Below are 24,130 nucleotides of genomic sequence, written 5' to 3'. Positions count from 1 at the left end.
CCCCCCCCCCCCCCCCCCCCCCCCCCCCCCCCCCCCCCCCCCCCCCCCCCCCCCCCCCCCCCACTCCTACAGGGGATCTGCGGTGGAAATTAAACTCAGCCTTGGAGTTCGACGCCCGCCATCTGCTCCAGCACCTGCACCACATGGGTCATATCCCGCGCCGGGTCACCTTCGCTCAAGGCCTGATCGAAGAACTGCTTGACCACCGAAGAGGTGAAGGCCGGCACTCCGGTGTTTTCCGCCTCGGCCAGAAACAGCCGCACGTCCTTGCGCATCAAATCCAGGCGGAAGCCGAAGTCGAATTCCCGGCGCATCACGGTGCCCGCCAGGATCTGTTCGCTGGTAAAACTGCGCGCGGTGCTGGCGTTGAGCATCTCCACCATCTGCCGTGGGTCGAGCCCGGCCTTGACCCCGAATAACATGGCTTCGCTGGTGGCCACCAGAGTGGCGGCGACGATCATGTTGTTGACCAGCTTCAAGGTTTGGCCTAGCCCTGGCTCGGTGCCGATGTGTTCGACCTTCTTGCCGAAGGCGGCGAATACCGATGAGCAACGCTCATAAGCGGCACGATCACCTCCAACCATCACCGACAGCGTGCCGTTCTGCGCCCCCGCGACACCCCCGGCCAGCGGTGCATCGAGGGCGGCGATGTTGCGTTCAGACAACGCCGCTTGCAGGCGTCGGGCCAGGCTCGGACCGGTGGTGGAGTGGTCGACCAGAATGCTGACCTTTTGACCATGGATCACGCCGTCGGCACCGAGCACTACGTTTTCGACGATGTCCGGGGTTGGCACGCAGACCAGCACGATGTGCGCGTGGTCCGCCACTTCCCGAGGCGTTGCATGGCTGCGCGCACCCCGTTCAAGCAATGGCGCCAAGGCGTGGGGATTGGGATCAAACAGGTTCAGGTCAAAGCCTTTGTCGAGCAGATGGCGGGCCATTTTCTGGCCCATGGCGCCGAGGCCGATGAAACCGATGGAAGGCGTATCGGGGGTGGTCATGGCGGGTCTCTTTCTTGTGGATGGAGACCCATGCTAGACACGGTGACAAATGACCGACAAAGCAGTTTTACGCCGCAGTGCCTTGATCAAAGCTCAAGCCAGATCGCGGGTGATGCGTGCCTGTTCAAGGACCCATTCACGGAAAATTCGCAGGTCTTCGCTTTCCTCGCGGTGCTTGGGAATCAGCAGGTAGTAGGTGTAGACGCCCATGTCCACCACCTGTTCGAACGGCCGGATCAGGCTGCCGTCCTGCAGTTCCTTGTTCACCAGAAACAGCTGCGCCATGGCAATGCCCTGACCGCCGACCGCCGCCGCGTAAACCATCGACGAACTCTGATAAGTCATGCCGGCGTGGGCATCGACTTCGCGACTGACCCCGCAAGCTTCCAGCCAGTAACGCCAGTCTTCGAGGCGGGCGATCGAGTGCAGCATGGTGTAGTTGGCGATATCGGCCGGCGTCTGCAACCCTGGGCCATGCTGCAGCAGCGACGGGCTGCACACCGGGGCCAGCTGGTTATCGCTGAGCACGTGACAATTGCAGTTGGGCCACTCACCGGAGCCGAGGCGGATGGCGGCATCGATGTCTTCCTTGTAGAAGTCCACGGGCTCGAGGGAGGCGGTCAGCAGCACTTCGATCTTCGGGTTCTGCGCGTGGAAGCTTGCCAGGCGCGGGATCAGCCACTGCATGGCGAAGGTGGTGTAGGCGCGGACTTTCAGCTGACGGCGCAGCGGTGGAGACATGAGTTTTTTGGTGGCTCCGCGCAGGTCTTCGACCACCCGGGCCACCGCGCGGAAGTACTGCTCGCCGGCAGCGGTCAGGGTGATCTGGCGGTGCCCGCGCACGAACAGATCGAGCTTGAGAAATTCTTCGAGCGTGCGGATCTGCCGGCTGACTGCGCCCGGGGTGACGTTCAATTCATCGGCGGCCAGGGTGATGCTCAAATGCCGGGCGACGGATTCGAATGCGCGGATGGCATTCAGGGGAGGCAGACGTTCCATGGTGAGCAACTCTTGTTCTTATGGGAGGAGCGGCGCGCAGTGTACGTAAACCAAAGCCTAAACCCACTTGATTAAAACTCAAGGGAAGGGCGTGTTTTTCTCGATTGTCGGTCGGCAGCGCGGCTTTCAGGATCGACCGTCACGCGCCTGTCTGGCCCGTGGCCGAACCTGACAACAATAAGAGAAACACACCCATGAACAGCCCCTTTTCCAACGCCCGGAAGGGCTTCCCGCTGGTATGGCGCCTGTCGCTGTGCAGTGCCGCCAGCACGCTGATGAACCCGGCCTGTGCCGATTTCCTTCAGGGCAGCAAAAGCAGCCTGGAGCTGCGCAACTATTACTTCAATCGTGATTTTCGTCAGTCCGGCGTCGCTCAAAGCAAGGCAGAGGAATGGGCGCAGGGCTTCATCCTGCGGCTGGAATCGGGCTACACCGACGGCATGCTCGGCGTCGGGTTCGACGCTATCGGACTGGTGGGCGTCAAGCTCGATTCATCACCGGATCGCTCCGGCACCGGGCTGCTCAATACCGAGCGTGGACCGGGTGGACGAGCCGAGGATGACTACGGCGAACTGGGCCTGACCGGCAAACTGCGCCTGGCGCGCAGCACTCTGAAAGTCGGCACCTTGCTGCCTCGGATGCCGGTGGTCATGTACAACGATTCACGCCTGCTGCCGCAAACCTTTCGCGGCGCCTGGCTCAACAGCTCGGACCTCGACAACCTGTCCCTGGACCTTGGTCGACTCGACCAGACCAACTTGCGCAACTCTTCCGACAATGAAGACATGAGCGTTTTCAACGGCGGGTCGCGCAATATCCGCCTGGGAAGCCACGCCACCAGTGACCGCTTCGACTTTGCCGGGGCCACCTACCGCTGGGTGCCGGCGCTGAGCACGGCCTATCACTACGGTGAACTGGAGGGGATGTATCAGCAGCACTACCTGACCCTGAACCACAAATGGACGATCAGCGAAGGCCAGACCTTGAACTCGGATTTACGCTGGGCGCGTAGCCTTGACGAGGGCAACAGCAATGTCGACAACTCGGCGCTGGGCGCGATGTTGACCTACAGCGCCCGTGGCCATGCGGTGGGCCTGGGTTATCAGCGCATGAGCGGCGACACCGGTTTCGCCAACATCAACGGCACCGACGGCTATCTGGTCAACCTGGTGCAGATCAACGATTTCGGTAACCAGGACGAACGTTCATGGCAGGCGCGCTACGACTACAACTTTGCCGCCGTGGGAATTCCCGGCCTGACCTTCATGACCCGCTATCTGTCGGGCGACGACGTCACCGTGCGCAACCGGGCGGAGGGCGGCAAGGAATGGGAGCGTGATTCCGAGTTGGGGTATGTGATTCAGAGCGGGCCGTTGAAGGACCTGGGGCTGAAGTGGAAAAACGCCAGTGCGCGGAGCAATTTCTCCAGTGATATCGATGAGAACCGCTTGATTGTGACCTACTCGTTGGCGCTTTGGTAAACCCCTAGATCTATGAACTGATGCTCACTCGTGGTGAAAGAATTACCTGTGTCGAGTGCCTCGCCACAGGTACTTCTTTCACCTCTGGAGGGCGGTGTATTTGAGGACGAAAAAAGGGTGCAGCAATGGCTGCACCCTTGGGTGTTAGACGGGAAGTCAGAGGCGGATGATCACTGATTTGAGCTGCGTGTAATGCGACAACGCATCAACCCCTTGCTCACGCCCGTAACCACTTTGCTTGAACCCGCCGCACGGTGTCTGGACGAACCCGCCGCTGTATTCGTTGACCACAATCCGCCCGGCCTCAAGGTTCGCGGCCACCCGGTGCACCCGGCCAATGTCACGGCTCCAGATACCGGCCCCCAGGCCGAACTCGCTGTCGTTGGCAATACGCAACGCGTCCGCTTCATCCTTGAACGGAATCACGCACACAATCGGCCCGAAGATTTCTTCACGGGCCAGGGTCATGTCATTGGTTACGCCGGTGTAGACGGTCGGCTCGATGTACCAGCCGTTTTCAAAGCCGGGATGGCTCGCCACCTTGCCGCCGATGGCCGGGGTCAGGCCTTCGCGTTCGGCAATTGCAAAGTAGCTCTGGATTTTCTCGAACTGGGCGCGGGTGGTGATGGGACCGGACGTCGCATCGTCCTGCGGGCCGACCCGCAGATTGCCGACCTCGGCCACCAGTTTGTCGACGAAGCGATCGTAGATCGATTCCTGCACCAGCAACCGGGTCCCGGCAGCGCACCACTGTCCGCTGTTCCAGGTGAACGCGAGGGTCGAGCCTTTGGCCGCGGCGTCCAGGTCGGCATCGTCGAACACGATGTTGGCAGACTTGCCGCCCAGTTCCAGGGTCAACGGCAGGATCCGCTCCGCCGCAATATGCCCCAACTCCTGACCGGCACGAATGCCGCCAGTAAAGGAGATTTTGCGGATGTGCGGGTTATGCGCCATGGCCGGGCCGATGACGCTGCCTTTGCCGACGATCACGTTGAACACCCCCGGCGGAATTCCGGCCTCCACAGCCATGCGCGCGAGTTCCACCAGCGATGCCGAGGTGTGTTCCGACGGTTTCGCCACCACCGTGTTGCCCGTGGCCAGCGCCGGAGCAATCGCCCGGGCCGCCTGATGCAGCGGAGCGTTCCACGGCAGGATCACACCGATCACGCCGAACGGATCGCGGCGGGTGTAGACGTGGTAATTCGGGCCTTGGTTGATCACTTCACCGTCCATGACATTGACGATGCCGCCGTAGAACTCGAAGTACTGCGCCGTGAGGTCCATCAGGGTCGCCATCTCGCGCCCGGGTTTGCCGGTTTCGGCCCGTTCCAGCGCACCGAGGGTGCTTTCGCTGGCGCGGATCAAACGCCCGAAATCGTTGAGGATGCGCCCGCGGTCCGCCGGGCGCATGTCACGCCAGGCTTGCAGCGCGGCGGCGGCGGAATCGATCGCGATGGCCACGTCAGCCGGGCCGCTGCTGGCCACTTCGTTGAGTTTTTCGCCGGTGCGTGGATCGATTTTGTCTTCGTACTGGCCGTCCAGCGGCGGCACGGAGCGTCCATCGATGAAGCTGTTGGTTTGCTCAAACATTGCGGGTTCTCCTCGCGAAACTTTTATTGTCGATGCGGTACATGGGGGAGGTCGTGGGCAGCCCCATGATTGCCTGCATTTACCCTCGCTCGCGCGGGCGCCTTCAACCGAGTTTTACAGGGGTATGCGTTGAGAAAACCTCAACACAGTGGGTTGATTTTTAGTCAATCGAACCGCCCTGAAAACTCGCTACACGAGAAGCTGACGGTGCTGGATATTTCTCCCGTAGCAACACTGAGGCCGCGTCTAAAGGTCAACAATAATAGCGCCCACGGGAGCCATAACCATGAGCAACTACCCTACGGTGGACAGCGAACTGCCGTCCGCATCCAACGCCACTGCCACGACTCAGAGCCAAGGTCGACAACTCAACAGTGCAGAGAAAAAAGCGATTGTCGCCGCGACCCTGGGCACCATCGTCGAGTACACAGACTGGGTCATCTATGCGACCTTTTCCTCCATTCTCGCCAAGCAGTTTTTCCCCGCCGGTGACGGGGCAACCGCCTTGCTGTCGGTGTTGGCCGTGTTCGCCGTCGGCTTCATCATGCGCCCGATCGGTGGCGCGGTGCTGGGCCAACTGGCAGACCGCTATGGCCGCAAGAAGGGCCTGACGCTATCCATCCTGCTGATGTCCGTCGCCTCTCTGGTGATCGGCATCTGCCCCAACTATGAGAGCATCGGCATTGCCGCGCCGATCATTCTGGTGTTTGCGCGGCTGGTTCAGGGCTTCTCGGCGGGCGGCGAATTCGGCTCCGCCTCGGCGTTTCTGATCGAGTCGGCCCCTGCGCATCGCCGGGCCTTCGCCGGGTCGTGGCAGTGGTTTGCAATCAATGCCGGCACGCTGGTGTCGTTCCTGCTCGGCTTTGCCCTGGCGTCGATGGGCAGCGACACTGCGCTCTACGATTGGGGCTGGCGCGTCGCGTTCGTGATTGCCGCGCTGATGGGCTTGATCACCCTATGGATTCGCCTGTCGGTACGCGAAACCGAGATCTTCAAATCGCGCATCGCCAGCCACGGCAAAAAACGCCCGATTCGCGAACTGCTGTTCAGCCATCGCCGCGATGCCATGCGCGTGATCGGCATCGCCATGGCCGGCAACCTGCTCAACTACGTGTGGATGGTCAGCTATCCGAACCAGGTGCATTTGATCACCGGCATGTCGATCCGCGACACCTTGCTGGCCGGGGTGATTTCCGTAGGTGTGTCGCTGGTATTGCTGCCATTCGCCGGCAAACTGGCGGATCGCGTCGGGCGGCGTCCGGTGCTGATCGCCTTCGCCATCGCCTCGATCCTGTGGGCCTGGCCGAGCTTTGGCTTACTGCACGTCGGCATCAGCCTGATGGAAGTGACGCTGATCCAGACCGTCTCGATGGTCATCATGACCGGCTTCGGCGCCGCCTCGGCGGTGACCATGGCCGAGCAATTCCCGGCCGAGGTTCGCGTGACGGGCATCGCCTTGCCGTATGCGTTGTCGGTGACCTTGTTCGGCGGCACCGCCCCGTACCTGATGGCCGCCATGGCGGGTTGGGGGTATGGCGGGTTGTTCTGGATTTACCTGGCGGTGATCAGTGCAATCAGCGCGGTGGTTTACCTGCGGATGCCGGAGACGCGGGGGCAGCCGTTGCGTTGATCGGACATCAATGAAAAAGGGGCGGATGATCCGCCCCTTTTTCATGCCAGAAACACAAACCCTGTGGGAGCGAGCAAGCCCGCTCCCACAGAAGTGCCGTTACCTGCACGAAATGAGAAACGGCCCTTCACGGGCCGTTTTTTTCAGCGCGTCGGGAATGAAAGATCGAGACCAATCCGCACACCGCAAACAACGCACCTACCGCCGCCAGCCCTGGCCAGCCGTGATACTCGGCAGCGCTGGCCCCGAGGGCCGACCCCAACGCGCCGCCGGTGAAGTAGGTGACCATGAATACCGTGTTCAAGCGGCTGATCGCCTCGGGAGCCAAGGCCAGAATGCGCGCCTGATTGGCCAGTTGGTTGGCCCGGTTGCCAATGTCCAGTGCTGTGGCACAGGCCAGGATCAACCACCAGAAACCGCCTGCACCACCCAGATACAACGCAATGAAGGCCAGCAGCACCGCGCCGGTCCCCAGGTAGCTGAGTTTGATGCCGTAGTGTTGCGTGAGTCGGCCAAGCCAAGAGGCGGCGACGATCCCGACAATCGCCGAAAGCCCGAACAGCCCGGCCTGGCCGCTGGAGTAGTGATAAGGCTCAAGCGACAGCAACGAGGCCATCGACCCCCAGAACACGTTCAGCGCACCGAAAATCAGGCCACCGCTGACTGAGGAGCGACGCAGGGTCGGGTGGGCGCGCACCAGTTTCCACATTGACTTCATCAGGTCCAGATAGGGCAGGGTGCTGGACGGTGCGGTCACCGGCATGCGGATCATGATCGCCATGAACAGCATCACGTTCATCACGGCGGCAGCGAAGAACATGCCGCGCCAGCCGATCCAGGTGCTGACGGCGCCGCTCAAGGCCCGCGCCAACAGACCGCCGGCCGACAAACCACTGACCATCATGCCCAGCACGCTACCGCGTTGCTCCGGGGGCGCGAGGGCAGTGGCGGCGGGAATGATGATCTGCGCACTGACAGCTGACAGCCCCAGCACCACACTGGCCAGCAGCAAAAAGGAGTAGGTCGGCGCAACGGCGGAGGCGATCAGGCTGAGGAAGTTCAGGCTCAACATGCCGAGGATCAGCGAGCGCCGGGTTACGCGGTCGCCCAACGGCACAAATAGCAACAAGCCGAGGGCGTAACCGAGTTGGGTGAGCATGGCGATCTGGCCGACGTGGGCGCCCGAAATGCTGAACGTGGCGCCAATCAACGGCAGCATGGTCTGGTTGTAATAGATGGTCGCAACCGAAAAGCCGCAACACAGTGCCAGAGTGATCGCCAGGCTGGCGGGTAATGCGGTTTTACTCTCAGGCATCAGGTGTTCCCCCGTGAATGACAAGCGAGTGGCTGTTGTAGTCGGCGGAAGGGAAACGGGTCAAAGCACAAAACAGCAGGGCCGCTTGAGCAAATCTCATGTGTAATAAATCAGGGACAAGCCGTACCTGTAGGAGCCAGGCTTGCCGGCGAAGGCGCACTTGAGGACGCCTTCGCCGGCAAGCCTGGCGCCAACAAAAAATCATGCAGATGCACCATCAGGGGGTGTGAACCGCCTCCGATTCGGTCAGCACCTTCCTGAACGTCTCCACCAGCGGCCGCAAATTGATCCGGTGCCACGCCGCCCACAAGGGCGTGGTAAACGAAATCCACGGCACTTCCCGCAGCACCACACCCGGCGGCGCATTGCGGCTCAAGCCTTTCTGAATCATCGCAATGCCCAGCCCCGACGCCACCAGCCCCAGCGCAGTGAAGGGCTCGGTGGCTTCCATGCGGATGTCCGGGGTGAAACCGGCGCGGATGCAGGCGCTGACGAAGTCTTCGCGGCTGGCGCAGTTCTGTCGGTGTTGCACGCCGATCCATTCCTGATTGGCCAGGTCGGCCGGGGTCAGTGTGGCCTGGTGGGCGAGGGGATGGTGTTCGGGCAGGGCCAGTAGCATCGGGTCGTCCAGCACTTGAAACCCCAGCAGGTCCGGGTCGTCGGCGACGGGCGGTTCACTGACCAGGGCGATATCCAGACTACGCTGGCGCAGGCCTTCGAGTTGTTCGGCGGAACTCAGGTTGTACAACGCAACGTGCACGTTCGGCCGGTCGACGCGCAGCACCCGCAGGGCATTGGGCAGCACGCCAGCGTGCATGGCGTTTTCGATATAGCCGATGCACAGGCCGCCTTCTTCGCCGCGACCGAGGCGTTTGCCCAGGGATTCGAGGCGGCTGGCATGGGTCAGGAGGGCGCGGGTTTCGGCGAGGAAGGTCTGGCCGTCGCGGGTCAGGCGGATGCGCTGCTGGCTGCGCTCGAACAGGGTCAGGCCCAGGCGTTCTTCAAGCTGGGCGATCTGCCGGCTCAAGGGTGATTGGGAGATGTGCAAGCGTTCGGCGGCGCGACCGACGTGTTCTTCTTCGGCGACGGCGACGAAGTAGCGCAATTGGCGGATGTCGATCATGTAAGACCTATAGGGACTCAAGTGCTGCGCATTATGTCTTGGACGGTCCGATCATCGCAATCTAGGATCTGCCCAACGGTCACTCAGCTGACCTCTGAAACTGACGAGGATTTGAACCATGAGCTTGAAAGACAAACTGCCCGGCGCGCTGGGTTTCGGCACAGCCCCGTTGGGCAACATGTTCCGCGCCATTCCTGAAGACGAGGCGCAGGCCACCGTTCACGCGGCCTGGGATGCCGGCGTTCGCTACTTCGACACCGCGCCGTTTTACGGTTCGGGCCTGTCGGAGATTCGCCTGGGTGCTGCACTGGCCCAATACAACCGCGACGACTACGTGCTGAGCAGCAAAGTCGGCCGGGTCATCCTCGATGAAGTCGAAGATGCATCGGCCCGTGACTTGGGCGAAAAGAGCGGGGTGTTCGAACACGGCCGCCCGAACAAAATCGTCAACGACTACAGCGCCGACGCCACAATGCGCTCCATCGAAGACAGCCTCAAGCGCCTGCAAACCGATCGCCTGGACATCGTCTGGGTGCATGACATCGCCCAGGATTTTTACGGCGACCAGTGGCTGGAATACTTCAACCAGGCCCGCACCGGCGCGTTCAAAGTGCTGACTCGTTTGCGTGAAGAAGGCGTGATCAAGGGTTGGGGCCTGGGCGTGAACAAGGTCGAACCTTGCGAGCTGACCCTTGATCTGACCGAAGCCCAACCGGACGGTTTTCTGCTGGCGGGTCGCTACACTCTTCTCGACCACGACCGGGCCTTGCAACGTCTGATGGACGCGGCCTTGGCGCAGAACGTCGAAATCGTGGTCGGCGGCCCCTACAGCTCGGGCATTCTGGCCGGTGGAACCCATTTCGAATACCAGAAAGCCAGCCCGGCGATCGTCGACAAAGTGGAGCAGATCAAACGCATCGCGGCGGCCCACGGTGTCGACATCAAGGCCGCTGCGCTGCAGTTCTCACTGGCTAACCCGGCCGTGGCTGCGGTGATTCCGGGCTCCAGCCGTCCGGACCGGATTGCCGAAGATGTTGCGGCACTGTCGGCCGTGATCCCCGCTGCATTCTGGCAGGCGATGCGTGACGCGAAACTGGTGAGCGAACGCGCGCCATTGCCCCTCTGAGGAGTTTGAGCATGAAAATCGATCTGACTGGAAAACTCGCCATTGTCAGCGGCAGCACCGCCGGCATTGGCCTGGGCATCAGCAAGGCGCTGGCCGAATCCGGCGCCACAGTGGTGGTGATCGGCCGCGAGACGGCCAAGGTCGAGCAGGCGCTGGCGAGCATTCGCCAGAGCGTGCCGGGCGCGCAATTGCGTGGCCTGACCGCTGACCTCGGCACCGCCGACGGTGCCGAAAAGCTGTTCGCCGCCGAACCGCGCACGGACATCCTGGTGAACAACCTCGGGATCTTCAACGAGGTGGATTTTTTCGACACGCCGGACAGCGAGTGGACGCGCTTTTATGAGGTTAACGTGATCTCCGGCGTGCGCCTGTCCCGGCATTACGTGCCGGACATGGTCAAGCAGGGCTGGGGCCGGGTGATTTTCCTGTCCTCGGAATCCGGGATCGCCATCCCCGCCGACATGCTTAATTATGGCGTGACCAAAAGCGCCAACCTCGCGGTGTCCCACGGCCTGGCCAAGCGGCTGGCGGGCACTGGCGTGACGGTCAATGCGATCCTGCCCGGCCCGACATTGACCGATGGCCTGGAGCAGATGCTCAAGGAGGCCACCGCCGAATCGGGGCGTAGTGTCCGGGAAGAAGCCGATGCGTTTGTGCGCAAGGCCCGGCCGACCTCGATCATCCAGCGTGTGGCGAATGTCGAAGAAGTCGCGAACCTGGTGGCCTACATCGCCTCGCCGCTATCCTCGGCCACGACGGGCGCGGCATTGCGGGTCGACGGCGGTGTCGTCGACAGCATGGCCATCTGAATTTATTGATTGAGAGAGAGGATTACATGGCAAAGGCATCAGCATTTATCGACATTCCGGCTTCGGCCGATGAGGTGTGGCAATTGATTGGCGGTTTCGACACGCTGCCGGACTGGCTGCCGTTTATCCCGAAAAGCGAACTGAGTGAAGGCGGGCGGGTGCGCAGCCTGCAAACGGCGGATGGGGCGAAGGTGGTTGAGCGGTTGGAGACGTTTGATAACGCCGGGAAGACTTACAGCTACTCGATTTTGCATGCACCGTTTCCGGCGACCGAGTACCTGGCGACGATCAAGGTCGAGGCTCAGGGGCAGGGGGCTCGGGTGACATGGTCGGGTCGCTTTACGCCCGACGGTGTCAGTGAAACAGAGGTTGAGGCGTTGTTTGCCGGGATCTATCAGGGCGGTCTTGAAGCCCTGCGGGCGAACTACCCAGCCTGAAAACACCATAAATCCCCTGTAGGAGTGAGCCTGCTCGCGATGACGTCTTCAGCTTCAACATAGAGATTGACTGATAGACCGCTATCGCGAGCAGGCTCACTCCTACAGGGGGATGTGTTCGTTCAGGGAGACCGGGTCAGGTCTGGGGAATCAGATCGTGGCCGCAATCGAGCACCAACCGCGCACCGCCCAGTTCACTGGTGCCCACTTCAAGCGCAAACCCATGCAGGCTGACAATCGCCGCGACGATCGAAAGCCCCAACCCGAACCCGCTTTTCTGATTCCCACTCTCGGCACGGTAAAAGCGCTGGAACACCGCTTCGCGTTCGCTTTCCGGGATACCCGGCCCTGAGTCGAGCACTTCGATTCGCGTGTGCCCAGCGTCATTGACCCCGCGCAAAATCACCTCGCCACCGGGCGGGGTAAATTTGATCGAGTTGCTCAGCAGGTTCGCCACGGCTTCAAACAACAGCGCCCGATCGCCGTTCAACATTGGCAGTGACGCAGGCAATTGCAGCTTGAACAGCAGCTCGCCTTCCTCCGCCAGCGGCAGGTAAAAATCATGCAGCTCCTGCAACAACGGCACCGGATCCAGCTGTACAAAACCGGAACGCCGCTGGCGGTCCTCCAGTTCGGAAATCCGCAGCAATCCACGAAACCGCGCCATCAAGGTATCGGCTTCACCGAGCACCGAGTCCAGCTGCACGGCCAGCGTCGAGCCGTCATCCGCCTGCTGCTGGATTCGATACAGCTGCGCCCGCAAGCGTGTCAGCGGTGTGCGCAGGTCATGGGCGATGTTGTCGCACACGCCCTTGACCTCGTTCATCAAGCGTTCGATGCGTTCGAGCATGGCGTTGACGATGGCCGCGAGCATGTCCAGCTCATCGCGGCGATTGGACAGTGGCAAACGCCGGGTCAGGTCGCCGGCGACGATGGCCTCGGCGCTGGCCTGAATTGCACGAATCCGCCGCAGCGGACGCCGCCTCAACAGGTGCCAACCGGCGATGCCGGGCAAAATGGTCAGCGTCACGCCCCAGAGCAACGCGTGCAGAATGATCCGGGTCACGGCAAACAACGAACCGTTATCGCGAACCAGCACCAGCCAGCGACCGTCCTTGGTCTGGGTCGCGACCGCGTCGCAACTGTCGGTGGGCAGGCTGGGGTCGTCAGACTCGGCGCAGTCGCCGAGCATGTGGATCTTGCCATCCAGCGGCAAGCCTTCGGGCATGTGCCGCAGGGCACCGCTGAGGTAACGGTGCTGCGAATCGAACAGGCCGTAGGCGTCGATGCCGCGAATGTCGAAGGTCATGCTGACGGCGAGGGCGTCGGCCAATTGTTCGCCTTGAAAGTGCGAAAACAGGTGCTGGCGCTGCATCAGCGAGTGTTTGGCCAGATTGTCCAGGTACGCGGACACCTCGTAGTACATGACCCCCATCAGAATCCCGCTCCAGATCACGAACAGTGAACTGTAGAGCGCGAGCAAGCGGCTGCTGGATGAGCGCCAGCCGTTAGAGGGGTTCAGCAATGACATAACCCGAGCCTCGCACGGTCCGAATCAGTGGGACTTTGCCAGGCGGGTCGATCTTCTTGCGCAGCCGGCCGATGTGCACATCGATGAGGTTGGTGCCGGGGTCGAAGTGATACCCCCAGACTTCTTCGAAAATCATCATCCGCGACAGAATCTGCCCGGTGTTGCGCATCAGGAATTCCAGCAACTTGTACTCGGTGGGCAACAGCGTCAGCAGTTGATCGTCGCGGCTGGCTTCGTGGCTGATCAGGTTCAGCTCAAGATCGGCCACCCGCAGCGTGGTTGCCTGGGCCGTGACCGTATTCTGGCGACGCAACAGGACTTCAACCCGGGCGGCCATTTCATCGGTGGCAAACGGCTTGGTCAGGTAATCGTCCCCGCCGGCGCGCAAGCCGCGCACTCGTTCATCGACGTCGGAGAGGGCGCTGATCATCAGGATCGGCGTGGCCACGCCCATGGTCCGCAGCGTGGTGACAATGGCCAGGCCATCGAGCTCCGGCAACATGCGGTCGAGGGTGATCAGGTCGTAGTTGCCGCTGACCGCACGTTCCAGGCCTTCGCGGCCGTTGTTGACCCAATCGACGTCGAGGCCGTGGCTACTGAGTTCGGCGACGATTTCCCGGGCGGTCACGGCGTCGTCTTCGATGGTCAAGATGCGGGTCATGGGGCCTGCCTGATTAGAGGTGCTCAACATAGAGCGGCATTTTGCCAAGAAATGACCGCCGGCTTTCTAAATAAAACTTCATGCGAGCTCGCTTTTGATCAATGCATAAAACCCGCCGCTATTCAGCCATCCTTGCAAAATGCAACGGGATTGGAAGTTCAAAATTTATAAGTAATTGAAATAAAACGATTTATTTAAAGTTGGCGACTGGCACGGTGACTGCACTTCCTTCTTCGAAGAGTTGTAACACCATCTTTCTGCCTGGAGCGATAAAACAATGAATAGATCCTCTGATGGTTTCTATCCCGCCTACGAAGAATCAAGCACGCTATCGGGTGTGTCCTGGGGCGCGATCTTTGCCGGTGCCGCTGCAGCGGCGGCGTTGTCGCTGATTCTGGTGCTGCTGGGATTTGGCCTGGGATTCTCGGCTGTTTCACCCTGGGCCAATGAAGGCGTGAGTGCCAAGGGCCTGGGGATCTCGACGATCATCTGGCTGGCCGCTACGCAAATCGTCGCATCCGGACTCGGTGGCTATATTGCCGGTCGCTTGCGGGTGAAGTGGGCCAACATGCACGGCGATGAAGTCTATTTCCGTGACACAGCCCATGGCTTCCTGGCCTGGTGCGTGGCCACGCTGGTCACCGCGACACTGGTCGTCGGTTCGGTCAGCAGCATTGTCAGCGGTGGCGTGCAAGCCGGGGCGAGTGTGGTCGGTGGCGCTGCCAGCGTTGCAACTCAAGCGGCAGGCACCGCGGCGGGTAATACCGACAGTGACCAGTACGGCTATTTCGTTGACAGTCTGTTCCGCGATGATCGTCCGGCTGCCGTCAGCGATGACGCCGCCCGCAGCACCGTGACTCGCATCTTCGTTCGCTCCCTGAGCAATGACGGTCAGCTGTCCGCCGAAGACCGGACTTACCTGGCGCAATTGGTCGCCCAGCGCACCAACCTGACCCAGGCCGATGCCGAACGCCGTGTCGATGAAGTCTACGCCCGCACCCAGAAAGCCGTGGCCGACGCCAAGCTCGCTGCGCAACAAGCGGCTGACACTGCCGCCAAAGTCGCTGCCTGGACCTCGCTGTGGATGTTCATTGCACTGCTGATCGGTGCGTTTTTTGCCAGCCTTGCCGCGACCTTCGGCGGCCGTCGTCGGGATGCCGTGGTGTATCTGGAAACCGACACCTACGTGACCACCACTTCCGTGCCACCTGTTCGCTAACCCAGGAGAATTACCATGCGCTCATTACTTCTGTTTTTTCTTGGCGTGCCCATCCCGATCATCATCCTGATCGCCCTGTTCATGCATTGATCGACTGAGGCTCTTGCCTCTGCCGCTTCCGCCTCGGGTGGAAGCGGCGTTTTGCTTTCTGGCGGCCAATAAAGCGAAGATGCCCCACTGTGGGAGCGAGCCTGCTCGCGATAGCGGACTTTCAGTCGATGATGATGTCGCCTGATGCACCGCTTTCGCGAGCAGGCTCGCTCCCACCTTTATTTTGCATTGACTCAAGAAGGGGAGAAGTACGTTGGACAAAAAGGAAATCAAGCGGCAACTGGTGGCGATGCTCGACGCCGGGCGCTCCAAAACCGAGACGTTCAAGGCGTTCTCCGGTGGGGCGGTCAAGGATCGGGTGCTGGCTTACTGGATTGGCGCCCGGCCCGATCCGGCATTGCGGGAAAAGCATTCACGCAAGGTCACCCTTCTGATCGCGCTGACCTGCGTACAGGCCTTGCTGGGTGCGGTGTCCGGGTTTTACCTGGGCGCGATGATCGGTTCTGGTGCGGTCGTGTTTTTCACCCTGTTTGCGGTGTTGGTACCGCTGGCGTTTGCCTGGGGCTTCTACAAAAACGTGGCACAGGCCTACACCATTTACGTGATTCTGACCGTCAGCCAGATTTCGCGGATGTTCAAGGGATATGAAGAAGACCCGGTGATGACCGTGGTCGGCGTCGTTATCACCCTGGGCATGGTGTTCTTCGTCGCCTTGGTAAAAAACCTGTTGTTCCCGGACCTGGGCTTCGTGGGATCGAAAAAGGTCAAGGGTCAGTACGTTTTCTCTAACTGATCGGCAGGTTGGGGGGGCGGAGTCTTTCACTGGCCTGGATCAATATTCTCTTCTGCAATATCTCCTACCGTAAAAGATCCAAGCCCCTTCTGTGGCTTCGACTACATTGCTTTGACGCGCACCCTGTTGCGCTGTCGAAGTACCGGTGCGAGCCTTTTACCGAGTCGTTGGCCCGCAAGGTGTAGTGCAGCAAGGAGCTGTGGAACCTCACCTGAACTCTCATGGAAGAACATCGCAATGCCTCGCCTAGACAGAATGTTTGATATCCAGCCGCTACCGCGCGCGGATATGACTGTGCATATCAACGGCCAACCGGTCAGCGCCGCCCTCGGTGAAACCGTCCTCTCGGTCATTCAATCCCTTGGCCTGCGCCAGGTGGCCCGTAACGATCACGACCAAATCAGCGGCGCCTATTGCGGCATGGGCGTGTGCCAATGCTGCCTGGTGAAAATCAATGGTCGGCACAAACGTCGCGCCTGTCAGACCGTGGTGCGTGACGGCATGCGGGTCGAAACCCAAGTCAACCGCATCGTTGAGCAGGAGGGTGTATGAGCCTGCTTCCAGTGATCGTCGGCGGTGGGCCGGCAGGGATGGCGGCGGCCATTGAACTGGCCCGGCACGGCGTGCGTTGCACGTTGCTTGAAGAAGCTTCGCGGCTGGGCGGCGTGGTCTATCGCGGACCGTTGCGCGATGGCGTGCAACTGGACTATCTGGGGCCGCGGTACTCGGAGGCGCTGGCCACCTTGCATGGCGAGTTCCAGGCGCAAGCAGCGCTGATCGAGGTGCGCCTGAATCACCGCGTGATCGGTGCCGAAGGCACGCGCGCGTTGGTGGTGCTGGACAGCGAGGAGCAGTTACAGAAAGTCGACTACCCGCAATTGCTGCTCGCCGCCGGTTGCCATGAACGCAGCGTGCCGTTCCCTGGCTGGACCTTGCCCGGGGTGATCCTGCTGGGCGGCCTGCAATTGCAGATCAAGAGCGGGGTGGTCAAGCCTCAAGGCCCCGTGGTGATTGCCGGCACCGGCCCTTTATTGCCGTTGGTGGCCTGTCAGCTGCACGCGTGCGGTGTGACCGTCGCGGGTGTTTACGAGGCCAGCGCGTTCGGCAAGATCGCTCGGGAAAGCCTGTCACTGCTGAACAAGCCGCAGTTGTTCCTCGATGGCTTGAGCATGCTCGCGTTCCTCAAGCTGCATGGCATCCCCATGCATTACGGCTGGGGCGTGGTGGCGGCGCAGGGCGAAGGAGAGCTGAATGCCGTGACCGTGGCGCCATATTCCAGCACCTGGGTGCCGGACCTGACCCGTGCCGAGCAGATTGCTGCGCAAACCCTGGCGGTTGGCTACGGTTTTATCCCGCGCACCCAACTCAGTCAGCAGATGGGCCTGAACCACGGGTACAGCGACGACGGTTACCTGCGGGCCAGTGCCAATATCTGGCAGCAAAGCAGCGAGCCTCACGTGCACCTGGCCGGTGACATGGGCGGCATTCGCGGTGGCGAAGCGGCGATGCTCGCGGGACGGATTGCGGCCACATCGATCCTGCTGCAACGGGACGTGCTGGACGCGGAACTGGCCCTGGTACGGCGCAATCGCTATTTGTCGAAACTCAAGGCCATCGTGCGCTTTCGCGCGGCGGTCGACCGATACACCGAGCGCGGCGCCGGGCAAACCGCGCTGCCGGCCGCCGATACGGTGATTTGCCGTTGCGAACACGCGACCCGCGCCGACATCGACCGGGCGCTGGAGCAAGGCGTGCAAGACCTGGCCAGCCTGAAAATGCGCACCCGGGTGAGCATGGGCGATTGTCAGGGGCGGATGTGCGTCGGCTATTGCACCGACCGCTTGCGCGAAGTCACCGGTCGGCAGGACGTGGGTTGGTTGCGGCCGCGTTTCCCTATCGATCCGATTCCCTTTTCTGCGTTCCACTCCGTCGGCACGGAGGCCGCGAATCATGAGTAAGTTCTATGACGTGGTCATCGCTGGTGGCGGAGTGATCGGGGCGTCCTGCGCCTATCAGTTATCCAAGCGCAAAAACCTCAAAGTCGCCTTGATCGACTGCAAGCGCCCGGGCAACGCTACCCGCGCGTCAGCCGGCGGCTTGTGGGCGATTGGCGAGTCGGTAGGACTGGGCTGCGGGGTAATTTTCTTTCGCATGATGTCGGCCAACCGCAAGCGTGAAGCCCAGGGTTCGGCGGTGGTGGTGGATTCCAGCACGCCGCACATCCTGCCGCAGTCGTTCTTCGATTTCGCCTTGCAGTCCAACGCGATGTACCCGGCACTGCACCGCGAGTTGAAAGACCGTCACGGGATGGATTTCAAGTTCGAGAAGACAGGCCTGAAATTCGTGATCTACGACGAGGAAGACCGGCTCTACGCCGAACACATCGTAGCCTGTATTCCCCATTTGGCCGATCAGGTGCGCTGGCTCGACCAGGCGGCGCTGCGCGCGGCCGAGCCGAGTGTCAGCCATGAGGCGAGCGGGGCACTGGAATTTCTTTGCGACCATCAAGTCAGTCCGTTCCGACTGGCCGATGCCTACACCGAAGGCGCGCGACAGAACGGCGTGGACCTGTATTTCAACACCAACGTCACCGGGGTTTTGCACCAGGGTTCTCGCGTCAGCGGTGTGCAGACGGCCGAAGCCGGAGTGTTTCACTGCAGCACGCTGATCAACGCAGCGGGTGCCTGGGCGGCGGATTTGAGTGAGCAGGCCACCGGTATCCGGATTCCGGTGAAACCGGTGAAGGGGCAGATTCTGCTGACCGAACGCCTGCCGAAAATCCTCAACGGTTGCCTGACCACCAGCGATTGTTATGTGGCGCAGAAAGACAACGGCGAGATCCTGATTGGCAGCACGACGGAGGATAAAGGCTTCGACGTGACCACCACCTACCCGGAAATTGCCGGGCTGGTGCAGGGGGCGGTGCGCTGTCTTCCCGAGCTGGCGGACGTCAACCTCAAACGGACTTGGGCGGGGCTGCGCCCGGGGTCGCCGGATGAGTTGCCGATTCTCGGGCCGATGAAAGGGGTGGAGGGGTATCTGAATGCCTGTGGGCATTTCCGCACGGGGATTCTGACGTCGGCGATTACCGGGGTGCTGCTGGATAAACTGGTTAACAACGAACCGCTGCCGCTGGATATCACACCGTTTTTGGCGGATCGGTTTGCCGAGGAGCGCGTTGGGTTGAAGAAGTTGGCCTGACATTACACCGCGTTATCGTTCTTCGCGGGCAAGCCTCGCTCCTACAAGGACACCAGACCTGTAGGAGCGAGGCTTGCCCGCGAAGGCGGCATCACCATCACCCAATGACTCAAGCCTTGCCCGCCTCCCGCTCCTCCATCTGATCCGCCTCAAACAACCGCGCCAGTTCCGCCCGAGCTTCCTGGGCGGTCTGCAGCACCTTCGCGGCATCGTCATAAACCGCATGCTGAGCCTCCAGCACCTGTTCATCGTGATGCTTGAAGCGCTTGATCCGCGCATCGGCCTGCGCCTGGGTCAGCCCCAGTCCGACCAGGGTGCGACGGCTCATTTCCAGGCTCGAATAATAGGTTTCACGAATCGCCTCGGCGCCCAGGTCCACCAGCCGGTGCACGTGCTGACGGTTACGGGCCCGGGCGATGATCTTGATGTGCGGATAGAGCTTGTGCACCACCTCGGCGGTCTTGATGTTGGTGTCCGGGTCATCGGTGGCGATGACAAAGTACTCCGCCTGCTCGACCTTGGCCGCGCTGAGGATTTCCGGGCGCATCGGGTCGCCGTAGAACACCGGCACGCCGCCGAAGCTGCGGGACAGCTCGATGGTTTCCACGGACGTGTCCAGCGCCACGAACTTGATGTTTTGTGCCCGCAGAATCCGCGCCACGATCTGCCCCATCCGGCCCATGCCGGCGATCACCACACGCGGTGCGTCGGTGTCGATGTCGCGGAATTTCTCCGGCACCACCACAGGCTGCACCTTCGGCGAATACAGGCGGGCGCACAGCAGCAACAGCAGCGGCGTGACCGCCATGGACAGGGTGATCGTCAGCACCAGCAAGTCGTACAGACGCGCCTCGAACAACCCCTGGTCGCGGCCAATCTTGAACACCACAAACGCGAATTCACCACCGGCAGCGAGCACGATGCCGAGGCGAATCGCACTGACCCTGCCCAAGCCGCCGGCCAATCGGCCCACCACAAACAGCAGCGGCAGTTTGATTGCGATCAGCAACAGGGTCAGGCCCAACACCGTGATTGGCGCGCTGAGCAGCAGGCTCAGGTTGGCGCCCATGCCGACGCTGATGAAAAACAGGCCCAGCAACAGGCCCTTGAACGGTTCGATCTGCGCTTCCAGTTCGTGACGGTATTCAGAGTCCGCCAGCAGCAACCCGGCGAGGAACGCCCCAAGCGCCATCGACACGCCGACCAGGTCCATCAGCCACGCCGTGCCGATCACCACCAGCAACGCGGTGGCGGTAGACACCTCGGGCAAACCGGTCTTGGCCACCACGCGAAACACCGGACGCAGCAGATACCGCCCGCCGATCACCACCACCGCGATGCTGCCCAACACCCGCAAACCGTGATTCAAATCCTCAGTCGCCGTGGTGGTGTGATCACCGCCCGCCAGCAGCGGCACCATGGCAATCAAGGGGATCGCGGCAATGTCCTGGAACAGCAGAATCGCGAACGCCAAACGCCCGTGAGGGCTGGTCAGTTCCTTGCGCTCGGCCAGGCTTTGCAGGCCAAACGCGGTAGATGACAACGCCAACCCCAAGCCGAGGACGATGGCGCTGTTCAACGGCTGGCCAAAGACAAACAGCGCCAGCACGCCGATCACCGAACCGGTCAGCAACACCTGCGCGAGGCCCACGCCAAACACCGATTTACGCATCACCCACAAGCGACGCGGCGACAATTCCAGGCCGATGATGAACAGCAGCAGCACCACGCCGAGTTCGGAGATGTGGCTGACGCTTTGTGGATTGCCGATTAATCCCAGCACAGATGGACCGATGATGACACCGGCAAACAGATAACCCAGCACGGCCCCCAATTGCAGGCGTTTGGCCAAGGGCACGGTGAGCACCGCGGCGAACAGGAACACAACGGCGGCTTGTAAAAGGTTGCCTTCATGGGGCATGACAAAACTCCAGCTACTCGGTACGGCGGGGGCGACAGGATAAAGGTTGGGACTTCACACGTCAGCAAAGAGCGGGAGTCATGCTGTTACAACTTGCATCAATTGGTTACATTCATAGGATAAGCTGATCAATCTGTCCGTCCCTCGAGTGCACACCATGGCGATCAATTTCGACCTCAACGATCTGCAAGCCTTCCGTGCCGTGGTCGAGCAGGGCAGCTTTCGCAAGGCGGCCGATACCGTGCGCATTTCCCAGCCAGCACTGAGCCGGCGAATTGAAAAACTCGAAGATGCCCTCGGTGTGCGTTTGTTCGAGCGCACCACCCGCAAGGTCAGCCTGACCCAGGCCGGGCGCGGTTTTATGCCGAGTGTCGAGCGATTGCTCGATGACCTCGACGTCGCGTTGCTGGGCATCAGTGAAGTGGCTTCAACCCGGCTCGGCCATGTCACGGTCGCCTGTGTACCCTCGGCGGCTTATTACTTCATGCCGCGTGTGATTGCCCATTACCACCGGCAATTCCCTCGGATCAAAGTAAAGGTACTCGACTCCAGCGCGCATGACGTGCTCAGCGCAGTGGTCAACGGTGAGGCGGATTTCGGTCTGAGTTTCATGGGCGCGCTGGAGGCCGAGGTCGAGTTCGAGCCGCTGGTGCAAGAAAGTTACGTGGTGGCCTGTCGGCGCGATCATCCGTTGGCCGGCCGTAGCAGCGTGACCTGGGATGAGTTTTATCAGCAGGATTACATCTCGCTGGACAAGACGTCCGGCAATCGTTTTTTGCTGGACCAGGCACTGACCGGCATCGTGCCGCAGCGGCCGAGTATCTGCGAAACCCGCCATGTCACGACGATGATTGGGCTGGTGGAGGCGGGATTAGGGGTGGCCGCGGTGCCGTCGATGGCGATGCCGGCAGCCGATCACCCGATCCTGACACGAGTGCCGCTGACCTATCCGCAGGTGATGCGCAGTGTCGGTCTGATCAAACGCCGGGGGCGAACCCTGACCCCGGCGGCGTTGGAGCTGGAACGGCTGGTGGTCGAAATGAAAGTGCAGCCACCCGTTCTCAGCGGCTGACCGAATCCAGTCCGGTTGCTTTCACGTCCGACTGGGCGGCTGCAGAGGCCATATAGTCGAGCAGTGCCTTGGCTTCGGCGGGGTGTTGCGCGCCGACTGGAATGCCGGCGGCAAAACGTGTCACCGACTGCACCGATTCAGGAAGCTTCGCTACAAAACTGACCCCCGGCACGGGCAGCAACTCACTGACTTGCTGGAATCCCAACTGATAGTCGCCCGTGGCAACCACCGAGCCGACCGGGATTTTCGGGATCATTGTGGATTTGGGTTTCAATTGATCTTCGATGCCCAGGCGCTTGAACAGTTGATTCTCGATGTATACGCCGCTGGCGCTGTCGGAGTACGCCACCGACCGGGCGTCAAGCAGGGTCTTTTTCAAGCCGTCCACCGAGCTGATGTCTGGCTTCAGCGCGCCTTCGCGCACCACCAGGCCGATCCGCGAATCCGCCAGTTCCACCCGTGAAGCAGGGTCCACTTTGCCTTGTTTGATCAGGTCGTCGAGGGCGTAGCCGACCATGATCACCACGTCGGCCTTTTCACCTCGAGCGAGGCGATTGGGGATCGCTTCCGGTGCCTTGCCCATCGATGGCCCCAGGGCGGTGTCGAGCGTGTTGCCGGTGGATGCGGCGAACTTGGGGCCGAGGATTTTGTAGGCAGCGGTAAAGCCACCGGAGGTCATCACGCGAATCTCTTCGGCCTGGGCGACAGCACTCAGGCCAAGGCTGGCCGCCAAGGCCAGGGCTGCAAGGTTAAATAGCTTCTTCATGGGCATCTTCTCGAAAAGGACGGGTTCAAGACATCGCCGGTTGCAGGCGACCGGTCGAGCGGCGGTAGAGATACAGCGTCGCGCACAAGGCGCAGAGCGCGGCGAAACTCATCCAGTAGCCGGGCGCGGCTTTGTCGCCGGTGTACTGAATCAGGAAGGTCGACATCGCCGGGGTGAAACCACCGAATACCGCCGTGGCCAGGCTGTAGGCCAGGGAGAAACCGGCGACCCGCACCTCGACCGGCATGATTTCCGTCAGCGCAGCGATCATCGCGCCGTTGTACAAACCGTAAATGAACGACAGCCACAGCAACACCAGCAGCATGTGCATGAAGCTCGGCGCGTTGACCAGGAAGGTCAGCGCCGGATACGCGGTGGCAAGGGTCAGCAACGCCATGGCGATCAACACCGGACGTCGTCCGATACGATCGGACAAGGCCCCGCCCAGGGGCAGCCAGAAGAAGTTCGACACCCCCACCAGCAAGGTCACCAGCAGCGCATCGGACGTGCTCAGGTGCAGCACGGTTTTGCCGAACGTCGGTGCGTACACGGTGATCAGGTAAAAGGCGGTAGTGGTCAGCGCGACCATCATCATTCCGGCGAAGACGATCACCCAGTTCTGCGCCAGTGTGCGGAATACATCGCCCATGCTCGGACGGTGTTTGCGCGCGGTGAATTCTTCGGTTTCTTCCAGGTTGCGCCGCAGGAAGAAAATGAACGGCACGATCAGGCAGCCAACGAAAAACGGTATCCGCCAGCCCCAGTCGGCAATCATGGCCGGCGCCATCCATTGATTCAGTCCATACCCCAATGCCGCTGCGACAATAATTGCCACTTGCTGGCTGGCTGACTGCCAACTGGTGAAAAAGCCTTTGTTGCCGGGCGTGGCGATCTCCGAGAGGTACACCGAGACACCGCCCATTTCCGCACCGGCCGAGAAGCCTTGCAGCAATCGGCCGATCAGGACGATGGCCGGTGCGAACAGCCCGATGGTTTCGTAACCGGGCACCAACACAATCAATATCGTGCCGCTGGCCATGATCGACAGCGTCACAATCAACCCTTTTCGCCGACCCACATCGTCGATGTAGGCACCCAGCACCACCGCGCCCAACGGACGCATGAGGAAGCCTGCGCCAAACACCGCGAAGGTCATCATCAGCGAGGCGAATTCGCTACTGGCCGGAAAGAAGACAGCGGCGATCTGCGTGGCGTAAAAGCCAAAGAGGAAGAAGTCGAACTGTTCGAGGAAGTTGCCCGAAGTGACCCGGAAAATTGCTCCGGCGCGAGAGCGCCCGGAAGGGATTGCTGTTGTCATTGACCTGTACTCCACCGCTTTTATGACGTGCATTGCCTGGGCGCAGTGCACGGTTCTTATTGAGGCGAATGGTGGAGCAGGGCGAT

The 24,130-nt window shown here is 61.3% G+C and carries 21 protein-coding genes; 11 read left to right on the top strand and 10 right to left on the bottom strand.

Annotated elements, in window-relative coordinates:
• Positions 1–95: 95 nt before the first annotated feature.
• Together AC1ROI_RS30510 and gcvA are read right to left on the bottom strand one after the other, a co-directional pair.
• Positions 96–1,001, bottom strand: coding sequence for an NAD(P)-dependent oxidoreductase (locus tag AC1ROI_RS30510; protein WP_102594373.1), 906 nt, complete (start codon positions 999–1,001; stop codon positions 96–98).
• 93 nt (positions 1,002–1,094) lie between these two features.
• Positions 1,095–2,000: a transcriptional regulator GcvA gene (gene gcvA / locus AC1ROI_RS30505; protein WP_010455236.1), complete on the bottom strand. Its 906-nt coding sequence runs from the start codon at positions 1,998–2,000 to the stop codon at positions 1,095–1,097.
• Positions 2,001–2,194: 194 nt separating this feature from the next.
• Between gcvA and AC1ROI_RS30500 the strand changes: the two genes are divergently transcribed.
• Positions 2,195–3,481 (top strand): OprD family porin, encoded by a 1,287-nt coding sequence (locus tag AC1ROI_RS30500; RefSeq protein WP_102594372.1) that lies wholly within the window; start codon positions 2,195–2,197, stop codon positions 3,479–3,481.
• A gap of 156 nt (positions 3,482–3,637) precedes the next feature.
• Here the strand turns inward: AC1ROI_RS30500 and AC1ROI_RS30495 are convergent, their stop codons facing one another.
• A complete protein-coding gene (locus tag AC1ROI_RS30495; protein ID WP_010455232.1) occupies positions 3,638–5,071 on the bottom strand; it encodes an aldehyde dehydrogenase family protein in 1,434 nt (477 codons plus the stop codon).
• Between the two features lie 286 nt (positions 5,072–5,357).
• On the opposite strand from AC1ROI_RS30495, the gene AC1ROI_RS30490 reads away from it, so the two are divergent.
• Positions 5,358–6,701: an MFS transporter gene (locus AC1ROI_RS30490; RefSeq protein WP_102594371.1), complete on the top strand. Its 1,344-nt coding sequence runs from the start codon at positions 5,358–5,360 to the stop codon at positions 6,699–6,701.
• A gap of 127 nt (positions 6,702–6,828) precedes the next feature.
• On the opposite strand, the gene AC1ROI_RS30485 is transcribed toward AC1ROI_RS30490, so the two are convergent.
• The gene (locus AC1ROI_RS30485; RefSeq protein ID WP_010455228.1) at positions 6,829–8,016 is read right to left on the bottom strand and encodes an MFS transporter; all 1,188 of its coding nucleotides are present in this window, start codon (positions 8,014–8,016) and stop codon (positions 6,829–6,831) included.
• A 217-nt stretch (positions 8,017–8,233) separates the two neighbouring features.
• The gene (locus AC1ROI_RS30480; RefSeq protein ID WP_010455227.1) at positions 8,234–9,139 is read right to left on the bottom strand and encodes a LysR substrate-binding domain-containing protein; all 906 of its coding nucleotides are present in this window, start codon (positions 9,137–9,139) and stop codon (positions 8,234–8,236) included.
• A 118-nt stretch (positions 9,140–9,257) separates the two neighbouring features.
• Here AC1ROI_RS30480 and AC1ROI_RS30475 point away from each other — a divergent pair, with 118 nt between their 5' ends.
• Genes AC1ROI_RS30475 through AC1ROI_RS30465 form a run of 3 tightly spaced genes read left to right on the top strand, consistent with a single transcriptional unit; the run spans position 9,258 to position 11,511 of the window.
• Positions 9,258–10,265 (top strand): aldo/keto reductase, encoded by a 1,008-nt coding sequence (locus AC1ROI_RS30475; protein WP_010455225.1) that lies wholly within the window; start codon positions 9,258–9,260, stop codon positions 10,263–10,265.
• Between the two features lie 11 nt (positions 10,266–10,276).
• A complete protein-coding gene (locus AC1ROI_RS30470; RefSeq protein ID WP_010455223.1) occupies positions 10,277–11,074 on the top strand; it encodes an SDR family NAD(P)-dependent oxidoreductase in 798 nt (265 codons plus the stop codon).
• A 26-nt stretch (positions 11,075–11,100) separates the two neighbouring features.
• Positions 11,101–11,511 carry an SRPBCC family protein gene (locus AC1ROI_RS30465; protein ID WP_010455221.1) on the top strand — a complete coding sequence of 137 codons (411 nt, stop codon included), beginning with the start codon at positions 11,101–11,103 and terminating at the stop codon, positions 11,509–11,511.
• 136 nt (positions 11,512–11,647) lie between these two features.
• Here AC1ROI_RS30465 and AC1ROI_RS30460 read toward each other — a convergent pair whose 3' ends face one another.
• Together AC1ROI_RS30460 and AC1ROI_RS30455 are read right to left on the bottom strand one after the other, a co-directional pair.
• Positions 11,648–13,042: a sensor histidine kinase gene (locus AC1ROI_RS30460; RefSeq protein ID WP_077749319.1), complete on the bottom strand. Its 1,395-nt coding sequence runs from the start codon at positions 13,040–13,042 to the stop codon at positions 11,648–11,650.
• Positions 13,020–13,703 (bottom strand): response regulator transcription factor, encoded by a 684-nt coding sequence (locus AC1ROI_RS30455; RefSeq protein ID WP_010455216.1) that lies wholly within the window; start codon positions 13,701–13,703, stop codon positions 13,020–13,022. The genes AC1ROI_RS30460 and AC1ROI_RS30455 overlap by 23 nt, the downstream gene beginning before the upstream one ends.
• A gap of 277 nt (positions 13,704–13,980) precedes the next feature.
• Between AC1ROI_RS30455 and AC1ROI_RS30450 the strand changes: the two genes are divergently transcribed.
• From AC1ROI_RS30450 to hcnC, 5 genes are all read left to right on the top strand, one after another.
• Positions 13,981–14,922, top strand: coding sequence for a hypothetical protein (locus AC1ROI_RS30450; RefSeq protein ID WP_010455215.1), 942 nt, complete (start codon positions 13,981–13,983; stop codon positions 14,920–14,922).
• A 304-nt stretch (positions 14,923–15,226) separates the two neighbouring features.
• Positions 15,227–15,766 (top strand): hypothetical protein, encoded by a 540-nt coding sequence (locus AC1ROI_RS30445; protein ID WP_010455213.1) that lies wholly within the window; start codon positions 15,227–15,229, stop codon positions 15,764–15,766.
• Positions 15,767–16,003: 237 nt separating this feature from the next.
• Positions 16,004–16,318, top strand: a complete 315-nt coding sequence (gene hcnA / locus AC1ROI_RS30440) for a cyanide-forming glycine dehydrogenase subunit HcnA (protein ID WP_010455211.1) — start codon at positions 16,004–16,006, stop codon at positions 16,316–16,318.
• Entirely contained in the window at positions 16,315–17,724 is a 1,410-nt protein-coding gene (hcnB, locus tag AC1ROI_RS30435; protein ID WP_102594369.1) for a cyanide-forming glycine dehydrogenase subunit HcnB, read from the top strand. The genes hcnA and hcnB overlap by 4 nt, the downstream gene beginning before the upstream one ends.
• Positions 17,717–18,967, top strand: a complete 1,251-nt coding sequence (hcnC, locus tag AC1ROI_RS30430) for a cyanide-forming glycine dehydrogenase subunit HcnC (protein WP_102594368.1) — start codon at positions 17,717–17,719, stop codon at positions 18,965–18,967. The genes hcnB and hcnC overlap by 8 nt, the downstream gene beginning before the upstream one ends.
• Before the next feature lie 109 nt (positions 18,968–19,076).
• Here the strand turns inward: hcnC and AC1ROI_RS30425 are convergent, their stop codons facing one another.
• Positions 19,077–20,888 carry a monovalent cation:proton antiporter-2 (CPA2) family protein gene (locus tag AC1ROI_RS30425; RefSeq protein WP_010455204.1) on the bottom strand — a complete coding sequence of 604 codons (1,812 nt, stop codon included), beginning with the start codon at positions 20,886–20,888 and terminating at the stop codon, positions 19,077–19,079.
• 157 nt (positions 20,889–21,045) lie between these two features.
• Between AC1ROI_RS30425 and AC1ROI_RS30420 the strand changes: the two genes are divergently transcribed.
• Positions 21,046–21,960, top strand: coding sequence for a LysR family transcriptional regulator (locus tag AC1ROI_RS30420; RefSeq protein ID WP_102594367.1), 915 nt, complete (start codon positions 21,046–21,048; stop codon positions 21,958–21,960).
• Here the strand turns inward: AC1ROI_RS30420 and AC1ROI_RS30415 are convergent.
• On the bottom strand, positions 21,950–22,726 hold the full coding sequence (locus tag AC1ROI_RS30415) for a substrate-binding domain-containing protein (protein ID WP_102594366.1): 777 nt from the start codon (positions 22,724–22,726) through the stop codon (positions 21,950–21,952). The two genes, AC1ROI_RS30420 and AC1ROI_RS30415, sit on opposite strands and share 11 nt — an antisense overlap.
• Before the next feature lie 25 nt (positions 22,727–22,751).
• Positions 22,752–24,044, bottom strand: a complete 1,293-nt coding sequence (locus tag AC1ROI_RS30410) for an MFS transporter (RefSeq protein ID WP_010455198.1) — start codon at positions 24,042–24,044, stop codon at positions 22,752–22,754.
• Between the last annotated feature and the right edge of the window lie 86 nt (positions 24,045–24,130).

This window comes from Pseudomonas sp. GW823-FHT02C02 (genome assembly GCF_058797635.1).
Note: the sequence above shows the minus strand (reverse complement) of the source record. Positions and strands in the feature narration are given on the sequence as shown.